Genomic DNA, 25,076 nt, shown 5'->3' with positions numbered 1-25,076 from the left:
TCCTGAGACTGGACGCACGCGTCCATCTTCACTGTGGGGACACATGCAGACACTTAAGGTCGATCTTGGCGAGCGTAGCTACCCGATTCACATTGGCGAAGGGCTGCTGGACCAGCCTGGGCTGCTGACGCCGCACATTGCCGGTCGGCAGGTTGCGATCATCTCCAATGAAACCGTCGCTCCGCTCTACCTCGAGCGTCTGACCCGCAGTCTGTCAGCCTATTCCGTGGTTTCGGTGGTGTTGCCCGATGGCGAGGCCTTCAAGACCTGGGAAACCCTGCAACTGATCTTCGACGGCCTGCTGACCGCCCGTCATGACCGCCGCACCACCGTGATCGCCCTCGGCGGCGGGGTGATCGGCGACATGGCCGGCTTTGCCGCGGCCTGCTACCAGCGCGGCGTGGATTTCATCCAGGTGCCGACCACCCTGTTGTCCCAGGTCGACTCGTCGGTGGGCGGCAAGACCGGGATCAACCATCCGCTGGGCAAGAACATGGTCGGTGCCTTCTATCAGCCCAATGTGGTGCTGATCGACACCACCACCCTCAACACCCTGCCGCCGCGCGAGCTGTCGGCGGGCCTGGCGGAAGTGATCAAGTACGGCCTGATCTGCGACGAGCCGTTCCTGACCTGGCTGGAAGAGCACGTCGACCAATTGCGCGCCCTTGACCAGAGTGCCCTGACCGTCGCCATCGAGCGCTCCTGCGCGGCCAAGGCCGCGGTGGTCGGTGCCGATGAGCGCGAGTCCGGCGTACGCGCCACCCTCAACCTCGGGCACACCTTCGGCCATGCCATCGAAACCCACATGGGCTATGGTGTCTGGCTGCACGGTGAAGCCGTGGCGGCGGGCACCGTAATGGCGCTGGAAATGTCCATGCGGCTGGGCTGGATCAGTGCCCAGGAGCGTGATCGCGGTATTCGCCTGTTCCAGCGTGCCGGCTTGCCGGTGATTCCGCCGGAAGAAATGACCGAAGCCGATTTTCTCGAACACATGGCAATTGACAAGAAAGTGATCGACGGTCGCCTGCGCCTGGTGTTGTTGCGCCGAATGGGCGAAGCCGTGGTAACCGACGATTATCCGAAAGAAGTTCTACAGGCCACGCTGGGGGCGGACTACCGCACTCTGGCTCAGCTTAAAGGTTGATAGGATTCCGATGACCAGTTTGCATGCCGACGAGGCTTTCCTCGGCCATTACCAGTTAAGTCACGACCCTTTCGCTCCCCGGGTGCCTGGCTTCAAATTCTTCCCCGCCCAGCGCAAGCCGGTGCTCGGGCAATTGCACCACCTGGCCCGCTACAGCCAGTTGCTGCTGGTGGTCACCGGCCCCCAGGGCAGCGGCAAGACCCTGCTGCGCCAGGCGCTGGTGGCGAGTACCAACAAACAGTCGGTACAAAGCGTGGTGGTTTCCGCGCGCGGTGCCGGCGACGCAGGCGGTGTGCTGCGCCAGATCGCCCAGGCGCTGAATGTCGCCCAGGCCGAGATCCAGGAGATCCTCAAGCAGGTGGTGCAACTGGCGCTGACCGGCCAGGAAGTCTACCTGCTGGTGGACGATGCCGAGTCGCTCGACGACTCCGCTGTCGAGGCCCTGCTGGCCCTGGCGGCCGGCGCGCCGGAAGGTCGCCCGCATGTCTTCCTGTTCGGTGAATCGTCGCTGATCGCGGCGCTGGAGCAGCACGGCGCGGAGGAAGAACGCTTCCACGTGATCGAATTGCAGCCCTACACCGAAGAAGAAACACGTGAATACCTGGCCCAGCGTCTTGATGGCGCGGGTCAGGGAATCGAACTTTTTTCCGCTGAGCAGATCACTGAGATTCACGAAAGCGCCGAAGGTTGGCCTGGCAACATCAACCAGGTCGCCCGTGACGCCATGATCGAAGCGATGATCGCCAGCCGCTCCGCGGTGAAGCGTCCAAGTATGGGGTTCAAGATGCCTAAGAAGCAGGTATTGGCGTTGTCCGCCGTGGTGGTGGTTGCCGTCGCGGCGGCCTGGATGATTCCGGGTCGCAACAAGGCGCCGGCCACCGCCGGCACAACCGCCAGCGAGCAGGCGCAGCTGCCATTGGGGCAGGCGCCGAAACCGAACGCCTCGGGTAATCCGACGGTGGAATTCGCCGGCAATTCGCAGCCGATGCCGCTACCGTTGGTCGGCCAGTCGCAGCCGGTGATGCGCGGTCCGCTGGCTGAAGCGGCGGGTGGCAGTATTGAAGGCGATGATGGCATCGCGCCTCCGGTTGACGGTGGTCCGGCCAAGCCGCCGACCGTCACCACCACCTCGCCGCCTGTCGGCGTGCCAGCAGGCCCGACACCGACTCCGGTAGCCAAACCAGTGCCGGCCCAGGCAGCGGCCGTCAAACCGGCCCAGACCCCGGTTCCGGTGCCCAAGCCGGTCGCCAAGGCGCCGGAGAAGGCCGTTGAGAAGCCAGCCGTGGTAGCCAAGGCCGCCGCGACCGGCCACAGCTGGTACACCGGCCAGGCGCCGGGCAACTATGTGGTGCAGATCCTCGGCACCAGTTCCGAGACCACCGCGCAGAATTTCGTCAAAGAACAGGGCGGCGAGTACCGTTATTTCAAGAAAGTGCTTAACGGCAAGCCGCTTTACGTGATCACCTACGGCAGCTTCGGCAGCCGCGATGCGGCCGTCAGCGCCATCAAGGCCTTGCCAGCGAAGGTTCAGGCTGGTAAACCTTGGCCTCGTACTGTCGCCAGCGTCCAACAGGACCTGGCCACAACTCGCTGAAGAATCGGCGGCCTTATCCAGGCCGCCTTCCCGGCACCTCAAAATTTCCGCAAGGGCATGCTGCTTCCAAAGCCGCGTGCCTTGTGGTGTCTGCGTCACAGTGGGTTTGAGTCGTCACGGTCAAAATTCAAAAATGTTTTGACTAGCACGAGATATCGCTTTAAACCTTTCATAAATGCGACATGAATTTTCGACATTTCGTCGCTAAATTTGTGAGCGTGAATGTCGGTGTGTACAATGACCTCCCTTTTGCCCCTGCAAAGCCGGCGTACGTTCGGCGTGGATGGTAAGCGGTTGAATTGAAAAGAAATTTGCCTCGATAAAGAGGCAGCCTGGTGAGAAAGTGTCTATGAAAGCAGGTCTGTACCAACCAGATGAATTCAAGGATAACTGTGGTTTCGGCCTGATTGCCCATATGCAGGGCGAACCCAGTCATCACCTGTTGCAGACGGCCATTGAGGCCCTGACCTGCATGACCCACCGCGGTGGGATCAACGCCGACGGCAAGACCGGTGACGGTTGCGGCCTTCTGATCCAGAAGCCGGACCAGTTCCTGCGCACTGTCGCCAAAGCGACATTCGGTAGCGATTTGCCCAAGCAATATGCGGTGGGCATGGTGTTCTTCAACCAGGACCCGGTCAAAGCCGAAGCCGCCCGCGAACACATGAATCGCGAAATCCTCGCGGCCGGCCTGCAACTGGTGGGCTGGCGCAAGGTGCCGATCGATACCAGCGTCCTCGGCCGCCTGGCCCTGGAGCGTCTGCCGCAGATCGAGCAGGTGTTCATCGGCGGCGAGGGCCTGAGTGACCAGGCCTTCGCCATCAAGCTGTTCAGTGCCCGTCGTCGCTCGTCGGTGGCCAATGCCGCCGACACCGATCACTACATCTGCAGCTTTTCCCACAAGACCATCATCTACAAAGGCCTGATGATGCCGGCGGACCTCACCGCCTTCTATCCGGACCTCAGCGACCCGAGCCTGAAAACCGCGATCTGCGTGTTCCACCAGCGCTTTTCCACCAACACCCTGCCGAAATGGCCGTTGGCGCAACCGTTCCGCTTCCTGGCGCACAACGGCGAGATCAACACCATCACCGGCAACCGCAACTGGGCCCAGGCCCGGCGCACCAAGTTCGCCAACGACCTGATCCCCGATCTCGACGAGTTGGGCCCGCTGGTCAACCGTGTCGGTTCCGACTCCTCGAGCATGGACAACATGCTCGAGCTGATGGTGACCGGCGGTATCGACCTGTTCCGTGGCGTGCGGATGCTGATTCCGCCTGCGTGGCAGAACGTCGACACCATGGACGCCGACCTGCGCGCGTTCTATGAATTCAACTCCATGCATATGGAGCCGTGGGACGGCCCGGCGGGCGTGGTGATGACCGAAGGTCGTCACGCGGTCTGCCTGCTCGACCGCAACGGCCTGCGTCCGGCCCGTTGGGTGACCACCAAGAACGGCTATATCACCCTGGCGTCGGAAATCGGCGTGTGGAACTACCAGCCGGAAGACGTGATAGCCAAGGGCCGTGTCGGTCCTGGGCAGATCTTTGCCGTGGACACCGAAACCGGCCAGATCCTCGATACCGATGCCATCGACAACCGCCTGAAGTCGCGCCACCCGTACAAGCAGTGGCTGCGTAAACACGCCCTGCGGATCCAGGCGACCATGGAAGACAACGACCATGGTTCGGCGTTCTACAACGTCGAGCAGCTCAAGCAGTACATGAAGATGTACCAGGTCACGTTCGAAGAGCGCGACCAGGTGCTGCGTCCGTTGGGCGAACAGGGCTACGAGGCGGTCGGCTCCATGGGCGACGACACGCCGATGGCGGTGCTGTCCCAGCGCGTGCGCACGCCGTACGACTATTTCCGCCAGCAGTTCGCCCAGGTGACCAACCCGCCGATCGACCCGCTGCGTGAAGCCATCGTCATGTCGCTGGAGATCTGCCTCGGTGCCGAGCGCAACATCTTCGAAGAGTCGCCGGAACACGCCTCGCGGGTGATCCTCAGCTCGCCGGTGATCTCCCCGGCCAAGTGGCGCTCGCTGATGAATCTCGAGCGTCCGGGTTTCGCTCGCCAGGTCATCGACCTGAACTACGACGAGAGCGTCGGGCTGGAAGCGGCGGTGCGCAACATCGCCGACCAGGCTGAAGAAGCCGTGCGCGCCGGGCGGACCCAGATCGTCCTCAGCGACCGCCATATCGCCCCGGGCAAGTTGCCGGTGCACGCGTCCCTGGCGACCGGTGCCGTGCACCACCGCCTGACCGAGAAAGGCCTGCGCTGCGACAGTAACATCCTTGTGGAAACCGCCACCGCGCGCGACCCGCACCACTTTGCCGTGCTGATCGGTTTCGGTGCGTCGGCGGTCTATCCGTTCCTGGCCTATGAAGTGCTGGGCGACCTGATCCGTACCGGCGAAGTGCTGGGCGATCTCTACGAAGTGTTCAAGAACTACCGCAAGGGCATCACCAAGGGCCTGTTGAAGATCCTCTCGAAAATGGGGATTTCCACCATCGCGTCCTACCGTGGTGCGCAACTGTTCGAAGCCATCGGCCTGGCCGAGGAAGTGGTCAACCTGAGCTTCCGTGGTGTGCCGAGCCGGATCAAGGGCGCGCGTTTCGTCGACCTCGAAGCCGAACAGAAACTGCTGGCCGGCGAAGCCTGGAGCGCGCGCAAGCCGATCCAGCAAGGCGGCCTGCTGAAGTTCGTCTACGGTGGCGAATACCATGCCTACAACCCGGACGTGGTCAGCACCCTGCAAGCCGCCGTGCAACAGGGCGACTATGTCAAGTTCAAGGAATACACCGCGTTGGTGGACAACCGTCCGGTGTCGATGATCCGCGACCTGTTCCAGGTGAAAACCCTGGAGACGCCGTTGGCGATCAGCGAAATCGAACCGCTGGAGTCGATCCTCAAGCGCTTCGACTCGGCGGGGATTTCCCTCGGCGCCCTGTCGCCGGAAGCCCACGAAGCCCTGGCCGAAGCCATGAACCGCCTCGGTGCGCGTTCCAACTCCGGCGAAGGGGGTGAAGACCCGGCACGTTACGGCACCATCAAGAGCTCGAAGATCAAGCAGGTGGCCACCGGCCGTTTCGGTGTGACCCCGGAATACCTGGTCAACGCCGAAGTGCTGCAGATCAAGGTGGCCCAGGGCGCCAAGCCCGGCGAAGGCGGGCAACTGCCCGGCGGCAAGGTCAACGGCCTGATCGCCAAGCTGCGTTATGCGGTACCCGGCGTGACCCTGATCTCGCCTCCGCCGCACCACGACATCTACTCCATCGAGGACTTGTCGCAGCTGATCTTCGACCTGAAACAGGTCAACCCGAAGGCGCTGGTCTCGGTGAAACTGGTGGCGGAAGCCGGCGTCGGCACCATCGCCGCCGGTGTGGCGAAAGCCTATGCCGACCTGATCACCATTTCCGGTTATGACGGCGGCACCGGTGCCTCACCGCTGACCTCGATCAAATACGCCGGTGCTCCGTGGGAACTCGGCCTGGCCGAAACCCACCAGACCCTGCGTGGCAACGACCTGCGCGGCAAGATCCGGGTGCAGACCGACGGCGGCCTGAAAACCGGCCTCGACGTGATCAAGGCGGCCATCCTTGGCGCCGAAAGCTTCGGCTTCGGCACCGCGCCGATGATCGCCCTGGGCTGCAAATACCTGCGCATCTGCCACCTGAACAACTGCGCCACCGGCGTTGCGACCCAGAACGAGAAGCTGCGCAAGGACCACTACATCGGTACCGTCGACATGGTGGTGAACTTCTTCACCTACGTCGCCGAAGAAACCCGTGAGTGGCTGGCCAAGCTCGGCGTACGTACCCTTGAGGAACTGATCGGGCGTACCGATCTGCTGGAAATCCTCAAAGGCGAAACCGCCAAGCAGAACCACCTGGACCTGACGCCGCTGCTGGGCAGCGATCACATCCCGGCGGACAAGCCGCAGTTCTGCCAGGTCGAGCGCAACCCGCCCTTCGACAAGGGCCTGCTGGCCGAGAAGATGGTCGAGATGGCCCTGCCGGCGATCAACGACTTGAGCGGCGCCGACTTCTCCCTGGATATCTGCAACTGCGACCGCTCCATCGGCGCGCGGATCTCCGGTGAAGTCGCCCGTCGTCACGGCAATCAGGGCATGGCCAAGGCGCCGATCACCTTCCGCTTCAAAGGGACGGCGGGTCAGAGCTTCGGTGTGTGGAACGCCGGTGGCCTGCACATGTACCTCGAAGGTGACGCCAACGACTACGTGGGCAAGGGCATGACCGGCGGCAAGCTGGTGATCGTTCCGCCTAAAGGCAGCATCTACAAGACTCAAGACAGTGCCATCATCGGCAACACCTGCCTGTACGGCGCAACCGGCGGCAAGCTGTTTGCGGCGGGTACGGCGGGTGAGCGTTTCGCGGTGCGTAACTCCGGTGCCCACACCGTGGTCGAAGGCACGGGCGACCACTGCTGCGAATACATGACCGGTGGTTTTGTCGCGGTTCTGGGCAAGACGGGCTACAACTTCGGTTCGGGCATGACCGGCGGTTTCGCCTACGTGCTCGACCAGGACAACACCTTCGTCGACAAGGTCAACCACGAGTTGGTCGAGATCCAGCGGATCAGCGGCGAAGCGATGGAATCCTATCGCAACCACTTGCAGCATGTGCTGGACGAATACGTCGAGGAAACCAACAGCGAATGGGGTCGCAACCTCGCTGAAAACCTTGATGATTACCTGCGTCGTTTCTGGCTGGTCAAGCCCAAGGCTGCCAACCTGAAATCGTTGCTTTCCAGCATCCGTGCGAACCCGCAGTGATATGCGCCTGAAGAGTTTGATGAGGTTTTTGTAATGGCTGAACGTCTGAGTAACGACTTCCAGTTCATCGATGTCGGGCGCAAGGATCCGAAGAAGAAACTGTTGCGTCAGCGCAAGAAAGAGTTCGTGGAGATCTACGAACCCTTCAAACCCCAGCAGTCGGCCGACCAGGCCCACCGCTGCCTGGGTTGCGGTAACCCGTATTGCGAATGGAAGTGCCCGGTGCACAACTTCATTCCCAACTGGCTGAAGCTGGTGGCCGAGGGCAATATCCTCGCCGCCGCCGAGCTGTCCCACCAGACCAACACCCTGCCGGAAGTCTGCGGCCGGGTGTGCCCGCAGGATCGTCTGTGCGAGGGTGCCTGCACCCTCAACGACGGTTTTGGCGCGGTGACCATCGGTTCGGTGGAGAAGTACATCACCGACACCGCGTTCGCCATGGGCTGGCGTCCGGACATGTCCAAGGTCAAGCCGACCGGCAAGCGCGTCGCAATCATCGGTGCCGGGCCTGCGGGCCTGGGCTGTGCCGATGTGCTGGTGCGCGGCGGGGTGACCCCAGTGGTGTTCGACAAGAACCCGGAAATCGGCGGTCTGCTGACCTTCGGCATCCCCGAGTTCAAGCTGGAAAAGACCGTGCTCAGCAATCGTCGCGAAGTCTTCAGCGGCATGGGCATCGAGTTCCGCCTCAATACCGAGGTGGGCAAGGATGTGACCATGGAGCAACTGCTCGCCGAATACGATGCCGTGTTCATGGGCATGGGCACCTACACCTACATGAAGGGCGGCTTTGCCGGTGAGGATCTGCCGGGCGTCTACGACGCCCTCGATTTCCTCATCGCCAACGTCAACCGCAACCTGGGCTTTGAAAAGTCGCCGGAAGATTTCGTCGACATGAAGGGCAAGAAGGTCGTGGTACTGGGTGGTGGCGATACGGCGATGGACTGCAACCGCACCTCGATCCGCCAGGGCGCCAAGTCGGTGACCTGTGCCTATCGTCGTGACGAGGCGAACATGCCCGGTTCGCGCAAAGAGGTGAAGAACGCCAAGGAAGAAGGCGTGAAGTTCCTCTACAACCGCCAGCCGATTGCGATTGTCGGTGAAGACAAGGTCGAAGGCGTGAAGGTGGTCGAGACCCGTCTCGGCGAACCGGACGCCCGTGGCCGTCGCAGCCCAGAGCCGATCCCGGGCTCCGAGGAGATCATCCCGGCCGACGCCGTGGTCATCGCCTTCGGTTTCCGTCCGAGCCCGGCGCCATGGTTCGAGCAGTTCAGCATCGAGACCGACAGCCAGGGCCGCGTGGTGGCTCCGGAGCAGGCCCAGTTCAAGCACCAGACCAGCAATCCGAAGATTTTTGCCGGTGGCGATATGGTGCGCGGTTCCGACCTGGTGGTGACGGCGATCTTCGAAGGGCGCAATGCCGCCGAAGGGATCCTCGACTACCTCGGTCTCTGATCTGTACCTGACCCTCTGTAGGAGCGAGCTTGCTCGCGATGGACGTCAACGATGACGCGGGGCACCTGATGCCCCGCGGCGCCTGAGCCACCATTGCGAGCAAGCTCGCTCCTACAGGGGGGCGCATCGCCTGATGCCCGCGACAAATTGACCCGATAGACAAAAGGCACGGCTCTTGCCGTGCCTTTTGCGTCGCGCTCTGAGAAAATGCCCGCACTTTTTCTCCGGATGCCGACATGACTGCCCTGAAGAACGACCGTTTCCTGCGTGCCCTGCTCAAGCAACCCGTGGACGTCACCCCTGTGTGGATGATGCGCCAGGCCGGTCGCTACCTGCCGGAATACCGCGCCAGCCGCGCCAAGGCCGGCGACTTCATGAGCCTGTGCATGAACCCGTCGTTCGCCTGCGAAGTCACGATGCAGCCCCTGGACCGTTATCCGGGCCTGGACGCCGCGATCCTCTTCTCCGACATCCTGACCATTCCCGACGCCATGGGCCAGGGCCTGTACTTCGAAACCGGTGAAGGCCCGCGCTTCAGAAAAGTCGTCAGCACCCTGGCCGATATCGAGGCCCTGCCGATCCCCGATCCGCAGAAGGACCTGGGTTATGTCATGGACGCGGTCAGCACCATTCGCCGCGAACTCAATGGCCGCGTGCCGCTGATCGGTTTCTCCGGCAGCCCCTGGACCCTGGCCACCTACATGGTCGAAGGCGGTTCGTCGAAAGACTTCCGCAAGACCAAGGCCATGCTCTACGACAACCCCCAGGCCATGCACCTGCTGCTGGACAAGCTGGCGCAGTCGGTCACTTCCTACCTCAACGGCCAGATCCTCGCCGGGGCCCAGGCCGTGCAGATTTTCGACACCTGGGGCGGCAACCTCTCGGCAGCGGCCTACCAGGAGTTCTCCCTGGCCTATATGCGCAAGATCGTCAGCGGCCTGATCCGCGAGCACGAAGGGCGCAAGGTGCCGGTGATCCTGTTCACCAAGAACGGCGGCCTGTGGCTGGAAAGCATCGCCGAGGCCGGGGCCGATGCCCTGGGCCTGGACTGGACCTGCGATTTGGGCGAGGCCCGTCGTCGCGTCGGTCACCAGGTCGCCCTGCAGGGCAACATGGACCCGACCGTGCTCTACGCCAAGCCCGAGGCCATCCGTACCGAAGTGGCGCGTATTCTCGCCAGCTACGGTGAAGGTTCCGGCCATGTGTTCAACCTCGGCCACGGCATCACGCCGGAAGTCGACCCGGAACATGCCGGTGCGTTTATCAACGCGGTGCACGAGTTCTCCGCGCAATACCATCGCTGATCCTCCCCGCGTTTTCTCAATGACCCCGCCTCGGCGGGGTTTTTGCGTTTAGTCCTTCGCGTTTTTGCTTTTCCTGATGCTACCGGTTCATTCGGCGTCATATATTCGGATCGCCATCCGGACATCTGGTCGGATCGTCAAAATGCCATACCGTCTTCTTCCATGAGATGTCGGAGTATTCTTTTTCTGAACGTTAATACGGAGACATTTGTTCTATGTCTTCAAGGTTTGTCGCGTCTAGTTACAGAATCTTAGGCAAAATCGAGGCGCTCGTGTGAATAAGTGAAGTGCAGAGCTGTCGCGCGTCTTCATGGGACCTTTCCTACATATAAAAAAATATAAGTTCGTACAATGCGTACTCCGACATTCAATGTGTGGAGCGGCACTCAAGACTCCAGGTTTCTGATAGTCAATATTTTTGAATGTAATCGTTTATACGGCGCTGGCGTTTGTCCGGCGGACGAGGATGTCTTTGTAAGAATGGTTTTTGTAAGAGACCCAAGAAGTGACGCCGGTGGGGCGTGGAACTTTCGCGGTTGATCTTTGCAGTCAGGACGGCGGCTCGGATTGATTGAACACCGATGGAAGTAGGAAGGGAGTCGTTCGTCTTGGAGGGATGTCCGGCAACCCGATAAACAGGATAAGTCTGGAGTTGAATCGCATGAAAAGAAAGATGTCGGCACTTGGCAAGGCGTCGGGGTGTGTCTCTTCCCTGGCGGTGATCGCGACCCTGGTCGCCTCACAGCATGTCGCCGCGCACGGTTATCTGAATGATCCGCCGTCCCGGGCGTTTGCCTGCCAGAAGGGCTTGAACAATGACTGCGGTCAAGCGCAGTACGAGCCGCAAAGCGTCGGTGAAACCACCAAGGGTTTCCCCAATGGCGGGGTGGCTGACGGCAAGATCGCCAGTGGTGGGATCGCGTTGTTCTCGCCCTTGGATATCCAGTCGGCGAGCCGCTGGTACAAGACCGAAATCACGGACCGTACGATCAACTTTGACTGGTACTACAGGGCCACTCACCCGGCGACCAAGTATGAGTACTTCATCACCAGGAACGGTTGGAACGCCAACCAGGCCCTGACACGCGCTTCGTTCGACCTGACTCCGTTCTGCTCCGTGGATGCGGGCGGGCGGTTGCCCACCGATCAGCCTCAGGGCAGTGACGGGCCAGCTCGCGAGAAGCACCCGTGCGAGATTCCTGCCGACAAGAGCGGGTATCACGTGATCCTCGGCATGTGGACCGTGGCCGACACCGGCGGCGCGTTCCACAACGTGGTCGACGTGAATATCGTGGCCGAGGAACAGGCGCCGGATGGTTGGAAAACCGTCGGTAACATCACGCCGACCCAGGCCCTGTTGGCCGGCGACAAGGTCAAGGCCCGCGCCATGACCGGTGAGGGCGAAAGTGCCGAGTACAGCACTGAAATCACCATCGCCGACAGCGAGGACGGCAAGCCGGAGAATTGGTCGTTCAAGCTGGCCGAGCAAATCAACCGGAGCCAGACGCTGGTCCGTGCCGGTGTCCGTGGCGAAGACGGTGCCATCGAACCGATCAAGGGTGTTAACCAGCTGTTCGCCAAGGCTGAAAGCGGTGTGAATCGTTATGAGGTCGATGTGCTGATGCAGGAAGACGCTGATGCGAGCATGCGGATTTCCGCTATCGGCACCAATTTTGAGCTCAAGGAAGGACGCTTGGCGATGCCTTTCCCGGTGCTAACCAACCGTAAAATGGATATCAAGGCCGAGCTCTTCGATGCCGCCAACAATCCAGTTCCAGTGGGCACCCTGACACAACTCGTGGAGGCCGGCAGCACCTGGCTGAACATGGACGTGCATAGCGAGCCGGGTATCCACCAGCTCAAGTTGATCGGCGTGACCGTCGATGGCCGTACCACTCGTCAGGATCTGGCATCCGTGGAGCTCGGCGGTGAGGGTGGCAGCCAGGATTACGACTTCAAATATCCGCAAGGTATTGCAAGTTATCAGCCCGGGACCAAGGTCTTGTCCAGGGACGGTAACGTCTACGAATGCAAGCCGCTCCCCGTAGGTGACTGGTGCAAGATCGACAGCCATCACTATGTACCCGGTGTCGGATCAAGCTGGACGGATGCCTGGATCGCTAAATAACCCCTGGCGTTCAGCGCCGGGCTGCTGGGCAGCCCGGCGTATTCGGTTTATGGGCGATATTGTTACCGGGTTTTGGGTGAGCGAAATTGTTTTACTCTAGAACGCAAATTTTTCTTCACTGGTTGTCAGCCGTCGTTATTTTATGGGCGCTGATCAGTGGCTTTTATATGGCCTTTTTGAGTGCTTCGCCGGCGCTTAAAGCGGTCGTAGGTTCTTTTAATGTGTCTCTCACGGCGCTGTTTATTCCGTTTTTTATTATCAGGGTTTTTCTTTCTTTTTTTTCGAGAGAACAGACTGACCGAACACTTGCGCAGTGGACGGCTTTTTGGGTTCATAAAGTTATTTATCTGGTGACCGCCATCGTATTGGCAACCGGAGTCATGATGATGGACCGGGCCATCAATCTATTTGATCTTTTCTTGATACCCGCACCGGTTGAAAGTGTCGGGCTCATCGCTGTTTTCAAAAAAATCCACGATATTTCCTGCGTTGTTCTGGCGGTCCTGGTGGTTTTGCATATTGGCGCGGTTATCCGCCATGAAGTTTCCGGTCATCGAATACTCAGGCGGATGCTGTGGTGAGTGCGCGAACCCTCAAGGACCGAATGGGTGTCCTGAGCCTGGCGTTATGTGCGTTGCCGCTGGGTTATGCCGCGCTGTCGTTGTGGGGCGAGCGGGTCTTCCGTCAGACATTGCCGACGTTACCCACCGAGCAGGCCAACAACCGAGCCGCGCCTGCCGAACGTGCGCCGCTCAATCATGCCGCCGTTGCCACGGTGATGGGGCTGGCCGCCCAGGGGGCCTTGGCCCGCAGTGCCGAGCCCTTGAAGTTGCGGGCCAGCTTTGTCTCCAGCACGGGCGACTCCCGTGCGCTGCTGGCGGGGGCCGAGGGCCAGCGGATCTACCGGGTGGGTGAAAGCCTGCCGGGCGGCAGTGTCCTGCGCCGGATCGAGAGCGGCCGGGTGGTGCTCTGGCGCAATGGTCGCGAGGAGCTTTTAACCCTGGATCCGCCGGGCCGTACCACCTTGCAGGTGCTCAAGGGGCCCGTTCCTGACGCCGTCGCCCCGACTTCTTCCCTTTATCTGCGACCGACGGCCACGCCGCGTCAGAGTGAGTAAATGAACAGATTTTTCGAGTCCGGCCGGTGCTGCCTGAAGCTCTTGAGCCTGATCGTCAGCCTGCTGCTGGCGTCGGGCGCACTGGCCGATGAGCCGCAATGGCAACTGGCGATGAACGATGCCGAGTTGCGCGACGTGGTGCGGGAAATGTCCTCGATTCTCGGCACCACGGTGGTCCTTGACCCCCGGGTGCAGGGACGGATTACCGTTCTCTCCGAGCTGGCCCTGGACCGCGAAGGGGTGCGCCGGCTGTTCTATTCGGTGCTCGACGCGCATAACTTCACGGTGATCGACGAAGGCGACCGCATTCTTATCGCCCCCGTGGCCGATGCCCGCACCCGCGCCAGCAGCGCCGACAGTGCCAGCGCCCAGGGCGGCCAGTTCGTCACCGAGGTGGTGGCGCTGGGCAGCAGCGTCGCGGCGGATATCGCCGGGCTGGTGCGGCCGCTGGTTTCGGTCAACGGTTATGTCGGCCCGTCGGCGTCGGCCAATGCCCTGGTCATCACCGATAGCGCGGCCAACGTCCGCCGTATCGCGAAGATCGTCCGGCAGTTGGACCTGGGGCAGAAGAATGCCCATGAGGTCATCCAGTTGCGTCACGGGCTGGCGAATGAGCTGGCGCGGATGATGGAGCAATCCCTGGGGCGGCAAGGCGCCGAATCGGGGAGCCAGGTCATCGCCGATTCGCGCAACAACCGTTTGGTGATCATCGGCACCCAGGACGTACGCAAGCGCCTGGCTGACCTGGCCCGCTCCCTCGATACCCCGTCGGCGGCCGTTACCGACAATGCACGGGTGATCCGTCTGCGTCACAGCGATGCCAAGCAACTGGCCGAGGTGCTCGAGGCCATGGGCCAGGGACTTGCTCAGGAAGCCGGCGCTGCCGCCAGCCGGGACGCGGCTGCCGCCAAGGCCCTGGTCAAGGCCGATGAAAGCCAGAACGCCCTGGTGCTGATCGCCGAGCCGAGCCAGATCCGCACCCTGGAAAACATTGTCCGGCAACTCGACCAGCCGCGCTCGCAGGTGTTGATCCATGCGGCGATTGTCGAGATATCCGGGGATATCCACGATGCCCTGGGTGTGCAGTGGGGCGGCAAGGCCGGTAGTGCCCAGGGTGGAGTCACCTTTGCCGGAGCCGGCATTACCTTGCCGAAACTCAGTGGCAACGATGCCACGTTGCCCGACGGTGCGGTGTTGCGCGTCGGTAATGACCGTTTCGGCATGCTGGTGTCCGCCCTGGCGAGCAACACCCACAACAACGTGCTGTCCACCCCCAGCCTGCTGACCCTGGACAACCAGGAGGCGGAGATCCTGGTGGGTCAGAACGTGCCGTTCCAGAGCGGTTCCTACCAGACCGGTACGGATACCGAGCGGCCCTTCAACACGGTCACGCGCCATGATATCGGGATCAAGCTGAAGGTCCGCCCGCATATCAACGAAGGGTCGACCCTGCGTCTGCAGGTCGAACAGGAAAACTCGGAACTCGCCCCGAATACGGTGGTTCCCGGTGACCTGATCACCAACAAGCGCACCCTGAAAAGCACCATCCTCGCCGATGACGGCGAGATCATCGTGATCGGCGGGCTGATCAAGGACAGCGTCCGTGTCCAGGAAAGCGGTGTGCCGCTGCTGCGGGATATCCCCTACCTGGGGGCGTTGTTTCGCTGGAACAGCGAAAAGCATGAAAAAACCAACCTGATGGTATTCCTGCGGCCGACCATCGTCCGCTCCAAAGAGGATATCTCCGAAGTCAGCGAGCAGCGCTACAACAGCTTGCGCCAGCTTAGTCAGCCCGCCGCCGGGAAGAGCAACTCGCTGTTGCTGCCGCGTGAGGCCCGGCAACTGTTCGACGGCGATGACGCGGAGCCGGCGATCGACCTGCGACGGCAGAAGGTTGGGGCGCCATGACACCACGCCTGCCGTTCGGCTTTGCCCGTCGCTACGGGATCTTGCTGGAACAGCAGGGTGAGGTGGCATGCCTGGCGATCCGCGCCGACACGCCGTTGGCCGCGGTGTCCGAGGCTCGCCGGCTGATCGCTGGCGAACTGCCGTTGCGGGTGCTCGAGGAGCCGGTGTTCGCCGCTCGCCTCGCCGCCAGCTACAGCGATGGCCATAGCGCCGCGCAGCAGGTGGCCCAGGGCCTGGACGATGAACTCGACCTGATGAGCCTGGCCGAGCAACTGCCGCAGACCGCCGACCTGCTGGAGCAGGAAGGCGACGCGCCGATCATCCGCCTGATCAACGCGCTGCTCGGCGAAGCGGTGCGCGAGAAAGCCTCGGATGTACACCTGGAGACCTTCGAGCACAGCCTGTCGGTGCGCATGCGCATCGACGGGCAACTGCGTGAAGTGCTCAAGCCAAGGCGCGAGCTGGCCAACCTGCTGGTGTCGCGGATCAAGGTCATGGCCCGGCTGGACATCGCCGAGAAGCGCGTGCCCCAGGACGGTCGGATTGCCCTGCGGCTGGCCGGGCACGAAGTCGATGTGCGGGTTTCCACCTTGCCCTCGGCCCATGGTGAACGGGTGGTCCTGCGCCTGCTGGACAAACAGGCCGGACGTCTCGACCTGCAACGCCTGGGCATGCCGCCGCAGACCCTGGAGCGCTTCCGGCATATTCTCGGCAAACCCCACGGCATCTTTCTGGTCACCGGCCCTACCGGCTCGGGCAAGACCACCAGCCTCTACGCGGCGCTGAGCAGCCTCAACGACCAGACCCGCAATATCCTCACCGTCGAAGACCCCATCGAGTATCACCTGCCGGGCATCGGCCAGACGCCGGTCAATCCCAAGGTCGAGATGACCTTTGCCCGGGGCTTGCGGGCGATCCTGCGCCAGGACCCTGACGTGGTCATGGTCGGTGAGATACGCGACCGCGAAACCGCCGAGATCGCCGTGCAGGCTTCGCTGACCGGGCACCTGGTGCTGTCGACCCTGCACACCAACAGCGCGGTGGGCGCGGTCACGCGGTTGCTGGACATGGGCGTGGATGCCTATCTGCTGGCCTCGTCCCTGGTCGGGGTGCTGGCCCAGCGCCTGGTCCGTACCCTGTGCCGCGAGTGCCGGAGCGCCTATGTGGCGGACGCGGCCGCCTGCCGGTGCCTGGGTGTCGACTCGAACCATCCGCCGAGGCTGTTCCGGGCCACGGGCTGCGAGCACTGCCAGCAAGGCTATCGCGGTCGTATCGGGCTTTACGAACTGATCGGCATCACCCCGGCCCTGGCGGTACTTATCCATAACGGCGCCAGTGAGCCCGAGCTGGTCCGTGAAGCCCGGACGGCCTCGCGCAGCCTGTTCCAGGATGGCCAGCGGCTGGTCCTCGAAGGCAGCACCAGCCTCGATGAACTGCTGCGCGTGACCCAGGAGGACTGAGTATGCCGACGTTCGATTACCAGGCCCAGGATGCCAACGGTCGGCGCTGTCGCGGTCAGCAGGAGGCCGACAGCCCGCGCCATGCCCGCCAGTTGCTGCGTGAGCGCGGCCTGTTGCCCACGCAGCTGAAAAGCGCGCGCGGCCAGACGGGTGCGGGCAACGGCGCCCAGCGCTCGGCTGGCTTGAAGGCCAGTGAACTGGCCTTGCTGACGTTGCAACTCTCGACCCTGATCCAGGCCGGCCTGCCCCTGGAAGAGGCGTTGCGGGCGGTGGCGGCGCAGAGCGAAAAGCGTCGGGTCAGCAACCTGCTGGCGGCGCTGCGTAGCCGGGTCATGGAGGGTTATGACCTGGCCTCGGCGCTTGCCGGCTTTCCCAAGGCGTTCCCGGACATGTTCCGCGCGAGCATCGCCGCCGGCGAACGCTCCGGACACCTGGGCCCGGTGCTCGAACAACTGGCCGAGTACACCGAGGCCCGCCAGCAGGCCCGGCAGAAGATCCAGATGGCGCTGGTCTATCCGATGATCCTGCTGTTTGCATCGCTGGCCATCGTCGCTGGATTGCTCGGCTATGTGGTGCCGGATGTGGTGAAGGTTTTTATCAACAATGGCCAGGCCCTGCCCCTGCTGACCCAGGGCCTGATTGCCCTGAGCAGCGGCCTGCAGCGTTACGGCTGGCTGCTGCTGGTCGGGCTGGTGGCGTTGGCCTTGCTGGTGCGCTGGGCGCTGGCGCGTCCCGCCGTGCGCTGGCGCTGGCATGCCTGGTTGTTGCGGGCGCCGCTGATCGGCGGAGTCCTCAAGGCGATGGAAGCGTCCCGTTTCGCCAGCACCCTGGCGCTGCTCGGCAAGAGCGCCGTGCCCCTGGTGGACGCCCTGGAAATCGCCGCGGCGGTGATCGGCAACCTGCCGATTCGCGCGCGCATGGGCGAGGTCGCGCGCTCGGTGCGCGAGGGCGGCACCCTGACCCGTGGCCTGGAGCGCAGCGGCGATATCCCGCCGCTGATGCTGCACATGATCGCCAGCGGCGAGCGCGCGGGCGAGCTCGACCGCATGCTCGCCCGCGCCGCCGAACAGCAGGAGAAAACCCTCGCGGCGCGGATCGCCCTGGTGGTGAGCCTGTTCGAGCCGGCGATGCTGGTGCTGATGGGCGTCATCGTGCTGTTGATCGTCATGGCGATTCTGTTGCCGATTCTTAGCCTCAACCAACTGGTGAACTGATCTTATGAAAACCTCTGGAACACAGCGACAAGGTGGTTTCACCCTGATCGAAATCATGGTCGTGGTGGTGATTATCGGTGTGCTCGGCGCGATGGTGCTGCCGCAGTTCATGAGCCGTCCGGACCAGGCCAAGGTCACTGCGGCCCGGGCCGATATCAAGGCCATCGGCACCGCGCTGGAAATGTACCGCCTCGACAATTTCCAGTACCCCTCGACCCAGCAGGGCCTCGAGGCGCTGGTCAAGCGGCCGCTGGGCGTGCCCGAACCGCGGAACTGGAACCCCCAGGGCTACTTGAAAAGCCTGCCGGTGGATCCCTGGGGCACGCCCTACCAATACCTGAGTCCGGGCACCCGGACCAAGGGTTATGACCTGTATTCCTTTGGCTCCGACGGCGTGTCCGGCGGCGAAGAGTTTGCCGCCGATATCGGCAACTGGAGTGATTGATCCATGCCCACACGTTCCCGTGGTTTCACCCTGCTGGAGTTGCTGGTGTCCATGGTGGTGATCGGCGTGCTGGCCGGCATGATCGCCGTGAGCATGAACCCCAGCCCGGTGCGTCAGGCCCGCCAGGAGGCCGGTGCCCTGGTGCACCTGCTGCAACAGTTGCGTGAGTACGCGGTGGTCAACAGTCAGGAATATGGCTTGCGGATCGGTGCCGAGGGTTATCAGGTGATGGTCTTCGAACGGCCCGACTGGCGCCCGGCGGGGGCGGCCTATCGCTTGCCCGACGGCCTGTATTTTCGCCTGGAGCTGGAGGGTCGTCCGCTGAAACTGGGCGACCGGGTGAACCAGCCGCAATTGCTGGTGCTGAGCAGCGACGAAATGAGTGCCTTCACCCTGCATTACGAGTCCGCGCAGCGGCGCTGGTTGAGTGTGTCCGGTGACGGCCTCGGTGATCCGGCCATCGATGAAAGCTGAATCGGGATTTACCTTGCTGGAGGTGATGATCGCCCTGGCGATCTTTGCCGTGCTGGCGGCCAGCGTGCTGTCCGCCAGCCAGTTCGTGGTGCAGCAGAGCGGCACCTTGCAGGAGCGTTTGTTCGCCACCTGGCTGGCGGACAATCAGTTGAATGAACTGCGCCTGCAGGCGCCCCCGGCCAAGGGACGACAGCAGCAAAGCCTGCGCTTCGACCAGCGCGAATGGCGCCTGGAGCAGATTGTCACGCCGACCTCGGACCCGCGTTTGCTCAAGGTCGAGATTATCGTGCGGCTGGGCAATGGCGGGCCGCCGTTGCACCACGCCAATACCTGGCTGCGGGCCCGGAATGAATAGACAGGTCGGCTTTACCCTGGTCGAACTGGTGATTGCCCTGGCGATTTTCAGCCTGATCGGCCTGGCCAGTTATCGCCTGTACGAAGGCGTGCTGCTGACCCAGGCCCGGGTCAATGAGCACGAGCAGGGCTTGCGCAGCCTGCAGCGGGCGATGGCGGTGCTGGAGCGCGATGTCATGCAGGCGACTATCCCCAAAGAAGGCGTGGCCGTGACACTGGGCGGGGGGCAGTTGAACCTGCAGCGCGGCAATGCGCGCAACCCGCTGGATGAGCCCCGCAGCGAGCGCCAGGAGATTGCCTATCGCCTGGAGGAAGGCACCTTGTGGCGTTATCGCCGCAGCCTTGATCTGCCCGAGACCCACAAGCTGCCGGTGCTCAAGGAGGTGCGTGCCTTGCAGTGGCGGCTGTATGTGGACAAGGCCGGTTGGCGCGCTGAGGGGGCGTCGACGCCGGGCCGTTCCCCGGTGCATCCGCGAGCGTTGGAAATCACCCTGTCCGTGGGTCGCTTCGAACAGATCCGTCGCGTCATCCTGTTGCCGGAGGGCTCATGAACCGCACCGGCCAGCGTGGCGTGGCGCTGATCAGTGTGCTGCTGATCATGACCCTGGCCCTGTTCGTGGTCGGCGGCCTGTTGCGCAGTCATACGCGGGCCCTGCAGAGCAGCGCGCAGCATATTCATCAGGTGCAACTGCGTCAGTGGGCGATTGCCGCGGAGAGTTGGGCGCGGGAGTTGTTGCAGGAGCCTGATCGGCTTGAGGAGAAGACCATCCATCTGGCCCAGCCCTGGGCGAGCCCATCGCTGCCGTCCGAGCTGCCGGGTGTCGAGGTGCGGATCGAGATCGAAGACCTGGCCGGGCGGTTCAACCTGACCCGCCTGCTCCTGCCCGGCAAGGCCGATGAAATCAGCCTGGAGCGCTGGGCCCGGTTGCTGGCGGCGCTGGAGATCCCGGCATTCGACCTGGCGTCGCTACGGGGTACCGAGGTCAGCGACACCAGCCAGCTGCGCCTGTTGCCCGGTGTCGACCAGGATCTTTTGCAGCGCCTGCAACCCTTCGTCGCGTTGCTGCCGCCCGAGGCCAGGCTGAACATCAATACCGCCTCGGCCACGCTGCTGGCGACGCTGGAAGGCATGACGGCGGCCAGTGCCCGGGACGCTGTCGCCCAGCGCCCGGCGCAAGGTTATGCCGATGCCCATGAATTTACCCGTGCGCCGGGGCTGGATGGGTTGGGTATTGCCAGCCATGGCCTGGGTGTCGACAGCCGCTGGTTCCGGGTCACGGTCGAGGTCGGCGCGGGCGCGGCGCGACTGCGGCTGGTCAGCGATCTGGAGCGGCCTCGCGACAGCCTTCGCCTGCGTGTCCTGCAACGCCGCTTCCTGGCCCCGACTCAAGGTGAAACCCCGTTATGAGCAATTGGCTTTATCTCACGGCCGAAGGCCTGGCTGGCTGTGACGCCGGCTGGCCGGTTGGCTATTGGCAGGCGGGCGGCGAGTACCGCGTGGTCACCCTGGCGGAGGCGGCGACGTTTCTGTCGGGGCAGTCGGTGCGGGTGATCCTGCCCATGGAAATCTGTAGCGGCTTGCGCAGCGAGCCCTGGCCCGGTCGACGCAAGCCCACGGTTCAGGCGTTGGCCTACGCCGTCGAGGAGCGCTTGGCCGAGGAGCTGGATGGATTGCACCTTGCGGTCGGTGCGGCGGACAAGGATTCACGCTACCCGCTGCTGGCGATCAACAAGGAGCGCTTCAAGGCGATCCTGGCGTTGTTGCGGGATTCGGGGCTGCAAGTGGAAAGCGTCAAGGTGGATGCCGACTTGCTGCCGGATGATCAGGCCTATGGCGTCTGGTGGGCTGGACGCTGGTTGGTGGGTGGGGCTATCGAGGCCCGACTTGCACTGTCGCCTGAGGATCTGGAGGTACTGAGACCACGATTGCCGGATGGGTTGTGCTGGATGGGCGCTGATCGGCAGGCCGATATCGCGGCGTTGCTGGTGGCCGGTCATTCGCGCGGGCTGGACTTGCTGCAAGGTGAGTTTCGTCAGGTGCGGGCGCGTTGGCCATTGGGCACGCTGGTGCTGTCGGCGTTGGCGCTGTTCGCTGTGTCCTGGGGTTTTACCCTGGCCCGTGCCCATTATCTGGAAAGCGCTGCGGGGCAGTTGTACGAGCAGAGTGTGCAGCGCTTCCAGCGTTTGTATCCCGAGCAAACCCGGATTGTCGATCTGGCGGCCCAGCTCAAGGCCTTGCAGGGTCAGACCGATCAGCCCGGCAGCCAGATGGGCCGTCTGGTGCAACTGATCGAACAGGTGATCGGAGGCAGCAGCGTTGAGGTTCAGCGTATCGAATACCGGGCCGGCTCGGGCTGGACGTTGTTGCTGACGGCCGGCAGCTTCACCGATCTTGAGCGCTTGCGCGAGCGCGGCCAGGGCAGCGGTTTACCTATCAGGCTGGGCAGCGCCAGCAAGGACCGTGAGCGAGTGCAGGCGGTGCTGATGTTGGAGGAGAAGAACGGATGATCAGGTCATTGGCGGTACCGGCGGCGCTGACGCAAAGGTGGCAGGGCCTCGCCCTTCGGGATCGACGGATGCTGATGGGTTTGGGGATTTTTCTGACGGTGGTGAGTTTGTTCAGTGGAGGCTGGCAACCGGCGCAACAGCGTCTGGAAAGGGGCGAGCGCCTGTACCAGCAACGTCTGTTATTGGCCGCTGAAGTACAGCGTGCCCAGCCGACGGCTCAGCGCTCGAACCCATCGCGGTCCCTGTCGAACCGGTTAAGTGAAACGGTGGCGGCGGCAGGGCTGGAGTTGCAGCAACTGGACCAGGATGGCCAGTCACTGCGGGTCACCCTCAGCGGCAATGCACTGGCCTTGCTGCAGTGGCTGGACCAGACCGAGCAATCGGGCGCGGTGTTGCAGTCGTTGAGCCTGGAAAAGCGCGACAAGCTGTTGGTGGCGCAGGTTGCGTGGCGTGCTGATTAGGCTGTTGCATTACCCGGCAACGCCTGCAACCGTGCCAGCTTCAACGCCACCAGCAAGGCCACCACCAGCAGCGCACCGATAAACAGGCCGATGCCGTTCCAGCCACCGTAGTGCCAGAACACCCCGCCCAGGGTCCCGGCCACGCTGGAGCCGACGTAGTAGCAGAACAGATAGAGTGACGAGGCCTGACCCTTGGCTTTCAGCGCCCGACGGCCGATCCAGCTGCTGGCCACCGAGTGGGCACCGAAGAAGCCGAAGGTGAACAGCAGGATGCCGAACACCACCACCGGCAACGGCGTCACAAGGGTCAGGACGATGCCCACCAGCATCATCAGGATCATGCCCCAGAGCACTTTGCGTCGGCCCAGCTTGTCGGCCAGGGCGCCGATTTTCGCGGAGCTGTAGATGCCCGACAGGTAGACGATGGACAGCAAGCCGACGAATGCCTGGCTCATGCCGTAGGGTTCGGCCAGCAGACGGTAGCCGATGTAGTTGAACAGGGTGACGAAGCTGCCCATCAGCAGGAAGCCTTCGAGGAACAGCCACGGCAGGCCGGCATCGCGAAAGTGCACGGTGAAACCGTCGATCAGGCTGCGGGTATTGAACTGGCTGGCGCGGAAGTTGCGCGACGGCGGCAGGATCTTCCAGAACACCGTCGCCGCGATCAGCGCCAGGACACCGATCACCAGCATCGCCATATGCCAGCTGACAAAGTCGATCAGCACGCCGGTGATCAGCCGCCCGCTCATCCCACCGATGGCGTTGCCGCCGATATACAAGCCCATCGCCAGACCGATGTGCTTGGGATGAATTTCCTCGCTCAGGTAGGTCATGCCCACCGCCGCCAGGCCGCTGAGGGAAAGCCCCACCAGGGCTCGCATCACCAGCACGCCCTGCCAGTTGGGCATCAACGCGCCGAGGATGGTGAACAGCGCCGCGCCGAACAACGCCACCACCATCACCGGCTTGCGCCCGAGGCTGTCGGAGATCGGTCCAGTGATCAGCAGGCCGATGGCGAGCAGGGCGGTGGCCACCGAGAGGATCAGGCTGCTCTGGGCGGCATTGATCCCGTACTCCTTGGACAGCACCGGCATCATCGGCTGTACGCAGTACAACAGGGCAAAGGTCGCGAAGCCGCCGGAGAATAGCGCCAGCACCGTGCGCATAAACGCCGGGGTGCCTTTTTCGATATAGGTGTCGTTGAGTTGGGCGACCACATCGTCCAGCGCAGTAGGGGGAGTCTCGTGGGCGAGGGGAGCAACAGCAGTTTTCACGGGGGACCTCGGGGGGAGCAGCCGGTCAGGCAATGGAAAAAGCATATAGCTGGCTAACTATTCTTTCCAATATATTGTTCGACCTGTTTGATAGGTTTTACGACTTGATGAGGTGTTCATGGAATTGCGGCATTTGCGCTACTTCATCGCGGTGGCCGAAGAACTGCACTTTGGCCGCGCCGCCGAGGTGCTGGGGATTTCCCAACCGCCGTTGAGCCAGCAGATCCAGGCGCTGGAACAGGAGCTGGGCGCGCGACTGTTTGACCGGACCAATCGTCGGGTCGAGTTGAGCGAGGCGGGGCGTTTGTTCCTGCAAGAGGCGCGGTTGGTGCTGGCGCAGGTGGATAAAGCGGCGGATGTGGCGCGGCGGGCACAGTTGGGGGAGTTGGGGGAACTGAAGATCGGGTTTACCTCGTCGGCACCGTTCAACTCGACCATTCCCCAGGCGATCTTTGCCTTTCGCCAGGCATTCCCTGCGGTGCATTTGAACCTGCGGGAGATGAGCAGCAAGACGGTTGCCGACGGTTTGATGGATGAGTCCATTGAGGTGGGCTTGATGCGGCCTTTGTCGTTACCGGATGCGCTGAGTGTTGTGGAACTGATGCATGAGCCGCTGGTGGCGGTACTCAGTGCCAAGCATCCCTTGGCCGGCGGCAGCGAGGACGGGATGTATTTGTCCGAGCTGGCGCTGGAGCCCTTTGTGTTTTTCCCGCGCAGTTATGGCAGTGGTTTGTATGCGCAGTTGCTGACCTTGGCGCGGCAGGCGGGCTTCAGCCCGCACTTTGCCCAGGAGGCGGGGGAGGCGATGACCATTATCGGCTTGGTGGCGGCGGGGTTGGGGGTGTCGGTGTTGCCGGCGTCTTATCAGAGGATTCGGATTGATGGCGTGGTCTATCGACCGTTGCTTGACCCGGATGCGGTGTCGGCGGTGTGGCTGGTCCAGCGCAAGGACCAGAAGTCACCGATGGCCAAGGCGTTTATCGAGTTGCTGACGCGTCGAGCGGTGCCGCAGGCTTAAGGGGGTCTGAAGCCGAGCGCGGTCCTGTGGCGAGCGGGCAAGCCCGCTCGCCACAAGGGTGTAACCGTCTAGTGCAGCGGCAGATTATCCAATGACTGATCCAGCTCGGCTTTCGCCATTTCCACCAGATGCATGGCCGAGAACGCCAGCGCCCGCTTGGAGCCGCTGAGACCATCGCCGGATTCGTAGGCGGTGGCCGCTGCGCAGGTCAGCAACTCGGAGACGTGAACCAGGGATTCTTCCAGGCTTCGACCGGATTTGGTGTTAGGCAGCCGGATAGCGCCCGGCGATGCAGATGTTGGGCTGGGCAGATAGTGATCAAGAGCACGCTGGATGGCGGCCTGATCCTTGAACCGGTCGGCAGAAGGGAAGGCGTTGGGATCCTGGACAGGTGGTGCGGGAGTTGTTTTGCTCATGGTTGAG

21 protein-coding genes are annotated in these 25,076 nt (G+C 62.7%); 19 read left to right on the top strand and 2 right to left on the bottom strand.

The features are described from left to right. Positions 1-43 precede the first annotated feature (43 nt). The 18 genes from aroB to gspM all read left to right on the top strand — a co-directional run bounded on the left by aroB (position 44) and on the right by gspM (position 22,361). Complete coding sequence (gene aroB / locus M5B42_RS06735) at positions 44-1,144, top strand: 3-dehydroquinate synthase (RefSeq protein ID WP_103495029.1); 1,101 nt, start codon at positions 44-46, stop codon at positions 1,142-1,144. 10 nt (positions 1,145-1,154) lie between these two features. Beyond that, a complete protein-coding gene (locus M5B42_RS06730; protein ID WP_152737754.1) occupies positions 1,155-2,738 on the top strand; it encodes an AAA family ATPase in 1,584 nt (527 codons plus the stop codon). A 349-nt stretch (positions 2,739-3,087) separates the two neighbouring features. Then, positions 3,088-7,536 carry a glutamate synthase large subunit gene (gltB, locus tag M5B42_RS06725; RefSeq protein ID WP_248745354.1) on the top strand — a complete coding sequence of 1,483 codons (4,449 nt, stop codon included), beginning with the start codon at positions 3,088-3,090 and terminating at the stop codon, positions 7,534-7,536. A 33-nt stretch (positions 7,537-7,569) separates the two neighbouring features. Further along, positions 7,570-8,988 (top strand): FAD-dependent oxidoreductase, encoded by a 1,419-nt coding sequence (locus M5B42_RS06720; protein WP_103495026.1) that lies wholly within the window; start codon positions 7,570-7,572, stop codon positions 8,986-8,988. Positions 8,989-9,224: 236 nt separating this feature from the next. Beyond that, entirely contained in the window at positions 9,225-10,292 is a 1,068-nt protein-coding gene (gene hemE, locus M5B42_RS06715) for a uroporphyrinogen decarboxylase (protein WP_121136088.1), read from the top strand. A gap of 661 nt (positions 10,293-10,953) precedes the next feature. Beyond that, positions 10,954-12,420 (top strand): lytic polysaccharide monooxygenase, encoded by a 1,467-nt coding sequence (locus M5B42_RS06710; protein ID WP_248745353.1) that lies wholly within the window; start codon positions 10,954-10,956, stop codon positions 12,418-12,420. Between the two features lie 86 nt (positions 12,421-12,506). Next, positions 12,507-13,001: a cytochrome b/b6 domain-containing protein gene (locus M5B42_RS06705; RefSeq protein WP_248745352.1), complete on the top strand. Its 495-nt coding sequence runs from the start codon at positions 12,507-12,509 to the stop codon at positions 12,999-13,001. Then, on the top strand, positions 12,998-13,537 hold the full coding sequence (locus tag M5B42_RS06700; RefSeq protein ID WP_248745351.1) for a type II secretion system protein N: 540 nt from the start codon (positions 12,998-13,000) through the stop codon (positions 13,535-13,537). Before M5B42_RS06705 ends, M5B42_RS06700 begins: the two co-directional genes overlap by 4 nt. Continuing rightward, positions 13,538-15,445 carry a type II secretion system secretin GspD gene (gene gspD / locus M5B42_RS06695; RefSeq protein WP_248745350.1) on the top strand — a complete coding sequence of 636 codons (1,908 nt, stop codon included), beginning with the start codon at positions 13,538-13,540 and terminating at the stop codon, positions 15,443-15,445. It abuts the gene before it with no gap. Next, positions 15,442-16,905 (top strand): type II secretion system ATPase GspE, encoded by a 1,464-nt coding sequence (gspE, locus tag M5B42_RS06690; protein WP_248745349.1) that lies wholly within the window; start codon positions 15,442-15,444, stop codon positions 16,903-16,905. The genes gspD and gspE overlap by 4 nt, the downstream gene beginning before the upstream one ends. Positions 16,906-16,907: 2 nt before the next feature. Beyond that, a complete protein-coding gene (gspF, locus tag M5B42_RS06685) occupies positions 16,908-18,119 on the top strand; it encodes a type II secretion system inner membrane protein GspF (protein WP_152737748.1) in 1,212 nt (403 codons plus the stop codon). Between the two features lie 4 nt (positions 18,120-18,123). Further along, positions 18,124-18,564 (top strand): type II secretion system major pseudopilin GspG, encoded by a 441-nt coding sequence (gene gspG, locus M5B42_RS06680; protein ID WP_152737747.1) that lies wholly within the window; start codon positions 18,124-18,126, stop codon positions 18,562-18,564. A 3-nt stretch (positions 18,565-18,567) separates the two neighbouring features. Beyond that, a complete protein-coding gene (gspH, locus tag M5B42_RS06675; protein WP_103497988.1) occupies positions 18,568-19,038 on the top strand; it encodes a type II secretion system minor pseudopilin GspH in 471 nt (156 codons plus the stop codon). After that, complete coding sequence (gene gspI / locus M5B42_RS06670; RefSeq protein ID WP_248745348.1) at positions 19,028-19,393, top strand: type II secretion system minor pseudopilin GspI; 366 nt, start codon at positions 19,028-19,030, stop codon at positions 19,391-19,393. The genes gspH and gspI overlap by 11 nt, the downstream gene beginning before the upstream one ends. Next, on the top strand, positions 19,386-19,943 hold the full coding sequence (gspJ, locus tag M5B42_RS06665) for a type II secretion system minor pseudopilin GspJ (protein WP_152737745.1): 558 nt from the start codon (positions 19,386-19,388) through the stop codon (positions 19,941-19,943). Before gspI ends, gspJ begins: the two co-directional genes overlap by 8 nt. Next, positions 19,940-20,800 carry a type II secretion system protein GspK gene (locus M5B42_RS06660; RefSeq protein WP_248745347.1) on the top strand — a complete coding sequence of 287 codons (861 nt, stop codon included), beginning with the start codon at positions 19,940-19,942 and terminating at the stop codon, positions 20,798-20,800. Before gspJ ends, M5B42_RS06660 begins: the two co-directional genes overlap by 4 nt. Further along, positions 20,797-21,900, top strand: coding sequence for a type II secretion system protein GspL (gene gspL, locus M5B42_RS06655; RefSeq protein WP_248745346.1), 1,104 nt, complete (start codon positions 20,797-20,799; stop codon positions 21,898-21,900). The genes M5B42_RS06660 and gspL overlap by 4 nt, the downstream gene beginning before the upstream one ends. Next, positions 21,897-22,361 carry a type II secretion system protein GspM gene (gene gspM, locus M5B42_RS06650; RefSeq protein ID WP_248745345.1) on the top strand — a complete coding sequence of 155 codons (465 nt, stop codon included), beginning with the start codon at positions 21,897-21,899 and terminating at the stop codon, positions 22,359-22,361. Before gspL ends, gspM begins: the two co-directional genes overlap by 4 nt. Here the strand turns inward: gspM and M5B42_RS06645 are convergent. Then, positions 22,358-23,635 carry an MFS transporter gene (locus M5B42_RS06645; protein ID WP_248745344.1) on the bottom strand — a complete coding sequence of 426 codons (1,278 nt, stop codon included), beginning with the start codon at positions 23,633-23,635 and terminating at the stop codon, positions 22,358-22,360. The genes gspM and M5B42_RS06645 overlap by 4 nt on opposite strands. 118 nt (positions 23,636-23,753) lie before the next feature. Between M5B42_RS06645 and M5B42_RS06640 the strand changes: the two genes are divergently transcribed. Then, positions 23,754-24,653 carry a LysR family transcriptional regulator gene (locus tag M5B42_RS06640; RefSeq protein WP_248745343.1) on the top strand — a complete coding sequence of 300 codons (900 nt, stop codon included), beginning with the start codon at positions 23,754-23,756 and terminating at the stop codon, positions 24,651-24,653. Positions 24,654-24,721: 68 nt separating this feature from the next. Here M5B42_RS06640 and M5B42_RS06635 read toward each other — a convergent pair whose 3' ends face one another. Then, complete coding sequence (locus tag M5B42_RS06635) at positions 24,722-25,069, bottom strand: DUF3077 domain-containing protein (RefSeq protein ID WP_247263110.1); 348 nt, start codon at positions 25,067-25,069, stop codon at positions 24,722-24,724. Between the last annotated feature and the right edge of the window lie 7 nt (positions 25,070-25,076).

The sequence above is a fragment of the Pseudomonas sp. MWU12-2037 genome (genome assembly GCF_023242345.1).
GTDB classification, from domain to species: Bacteria; Pseudomonadota; Gammaproteobacteria; order Pseudomonadales; family Pseudomonadaceae; genus Aquipseudomonas; species Aquipseudomonas gingeri_D.
This window is presented reverse-complemented; position numbering and strand designations above follow the sequence as displayed.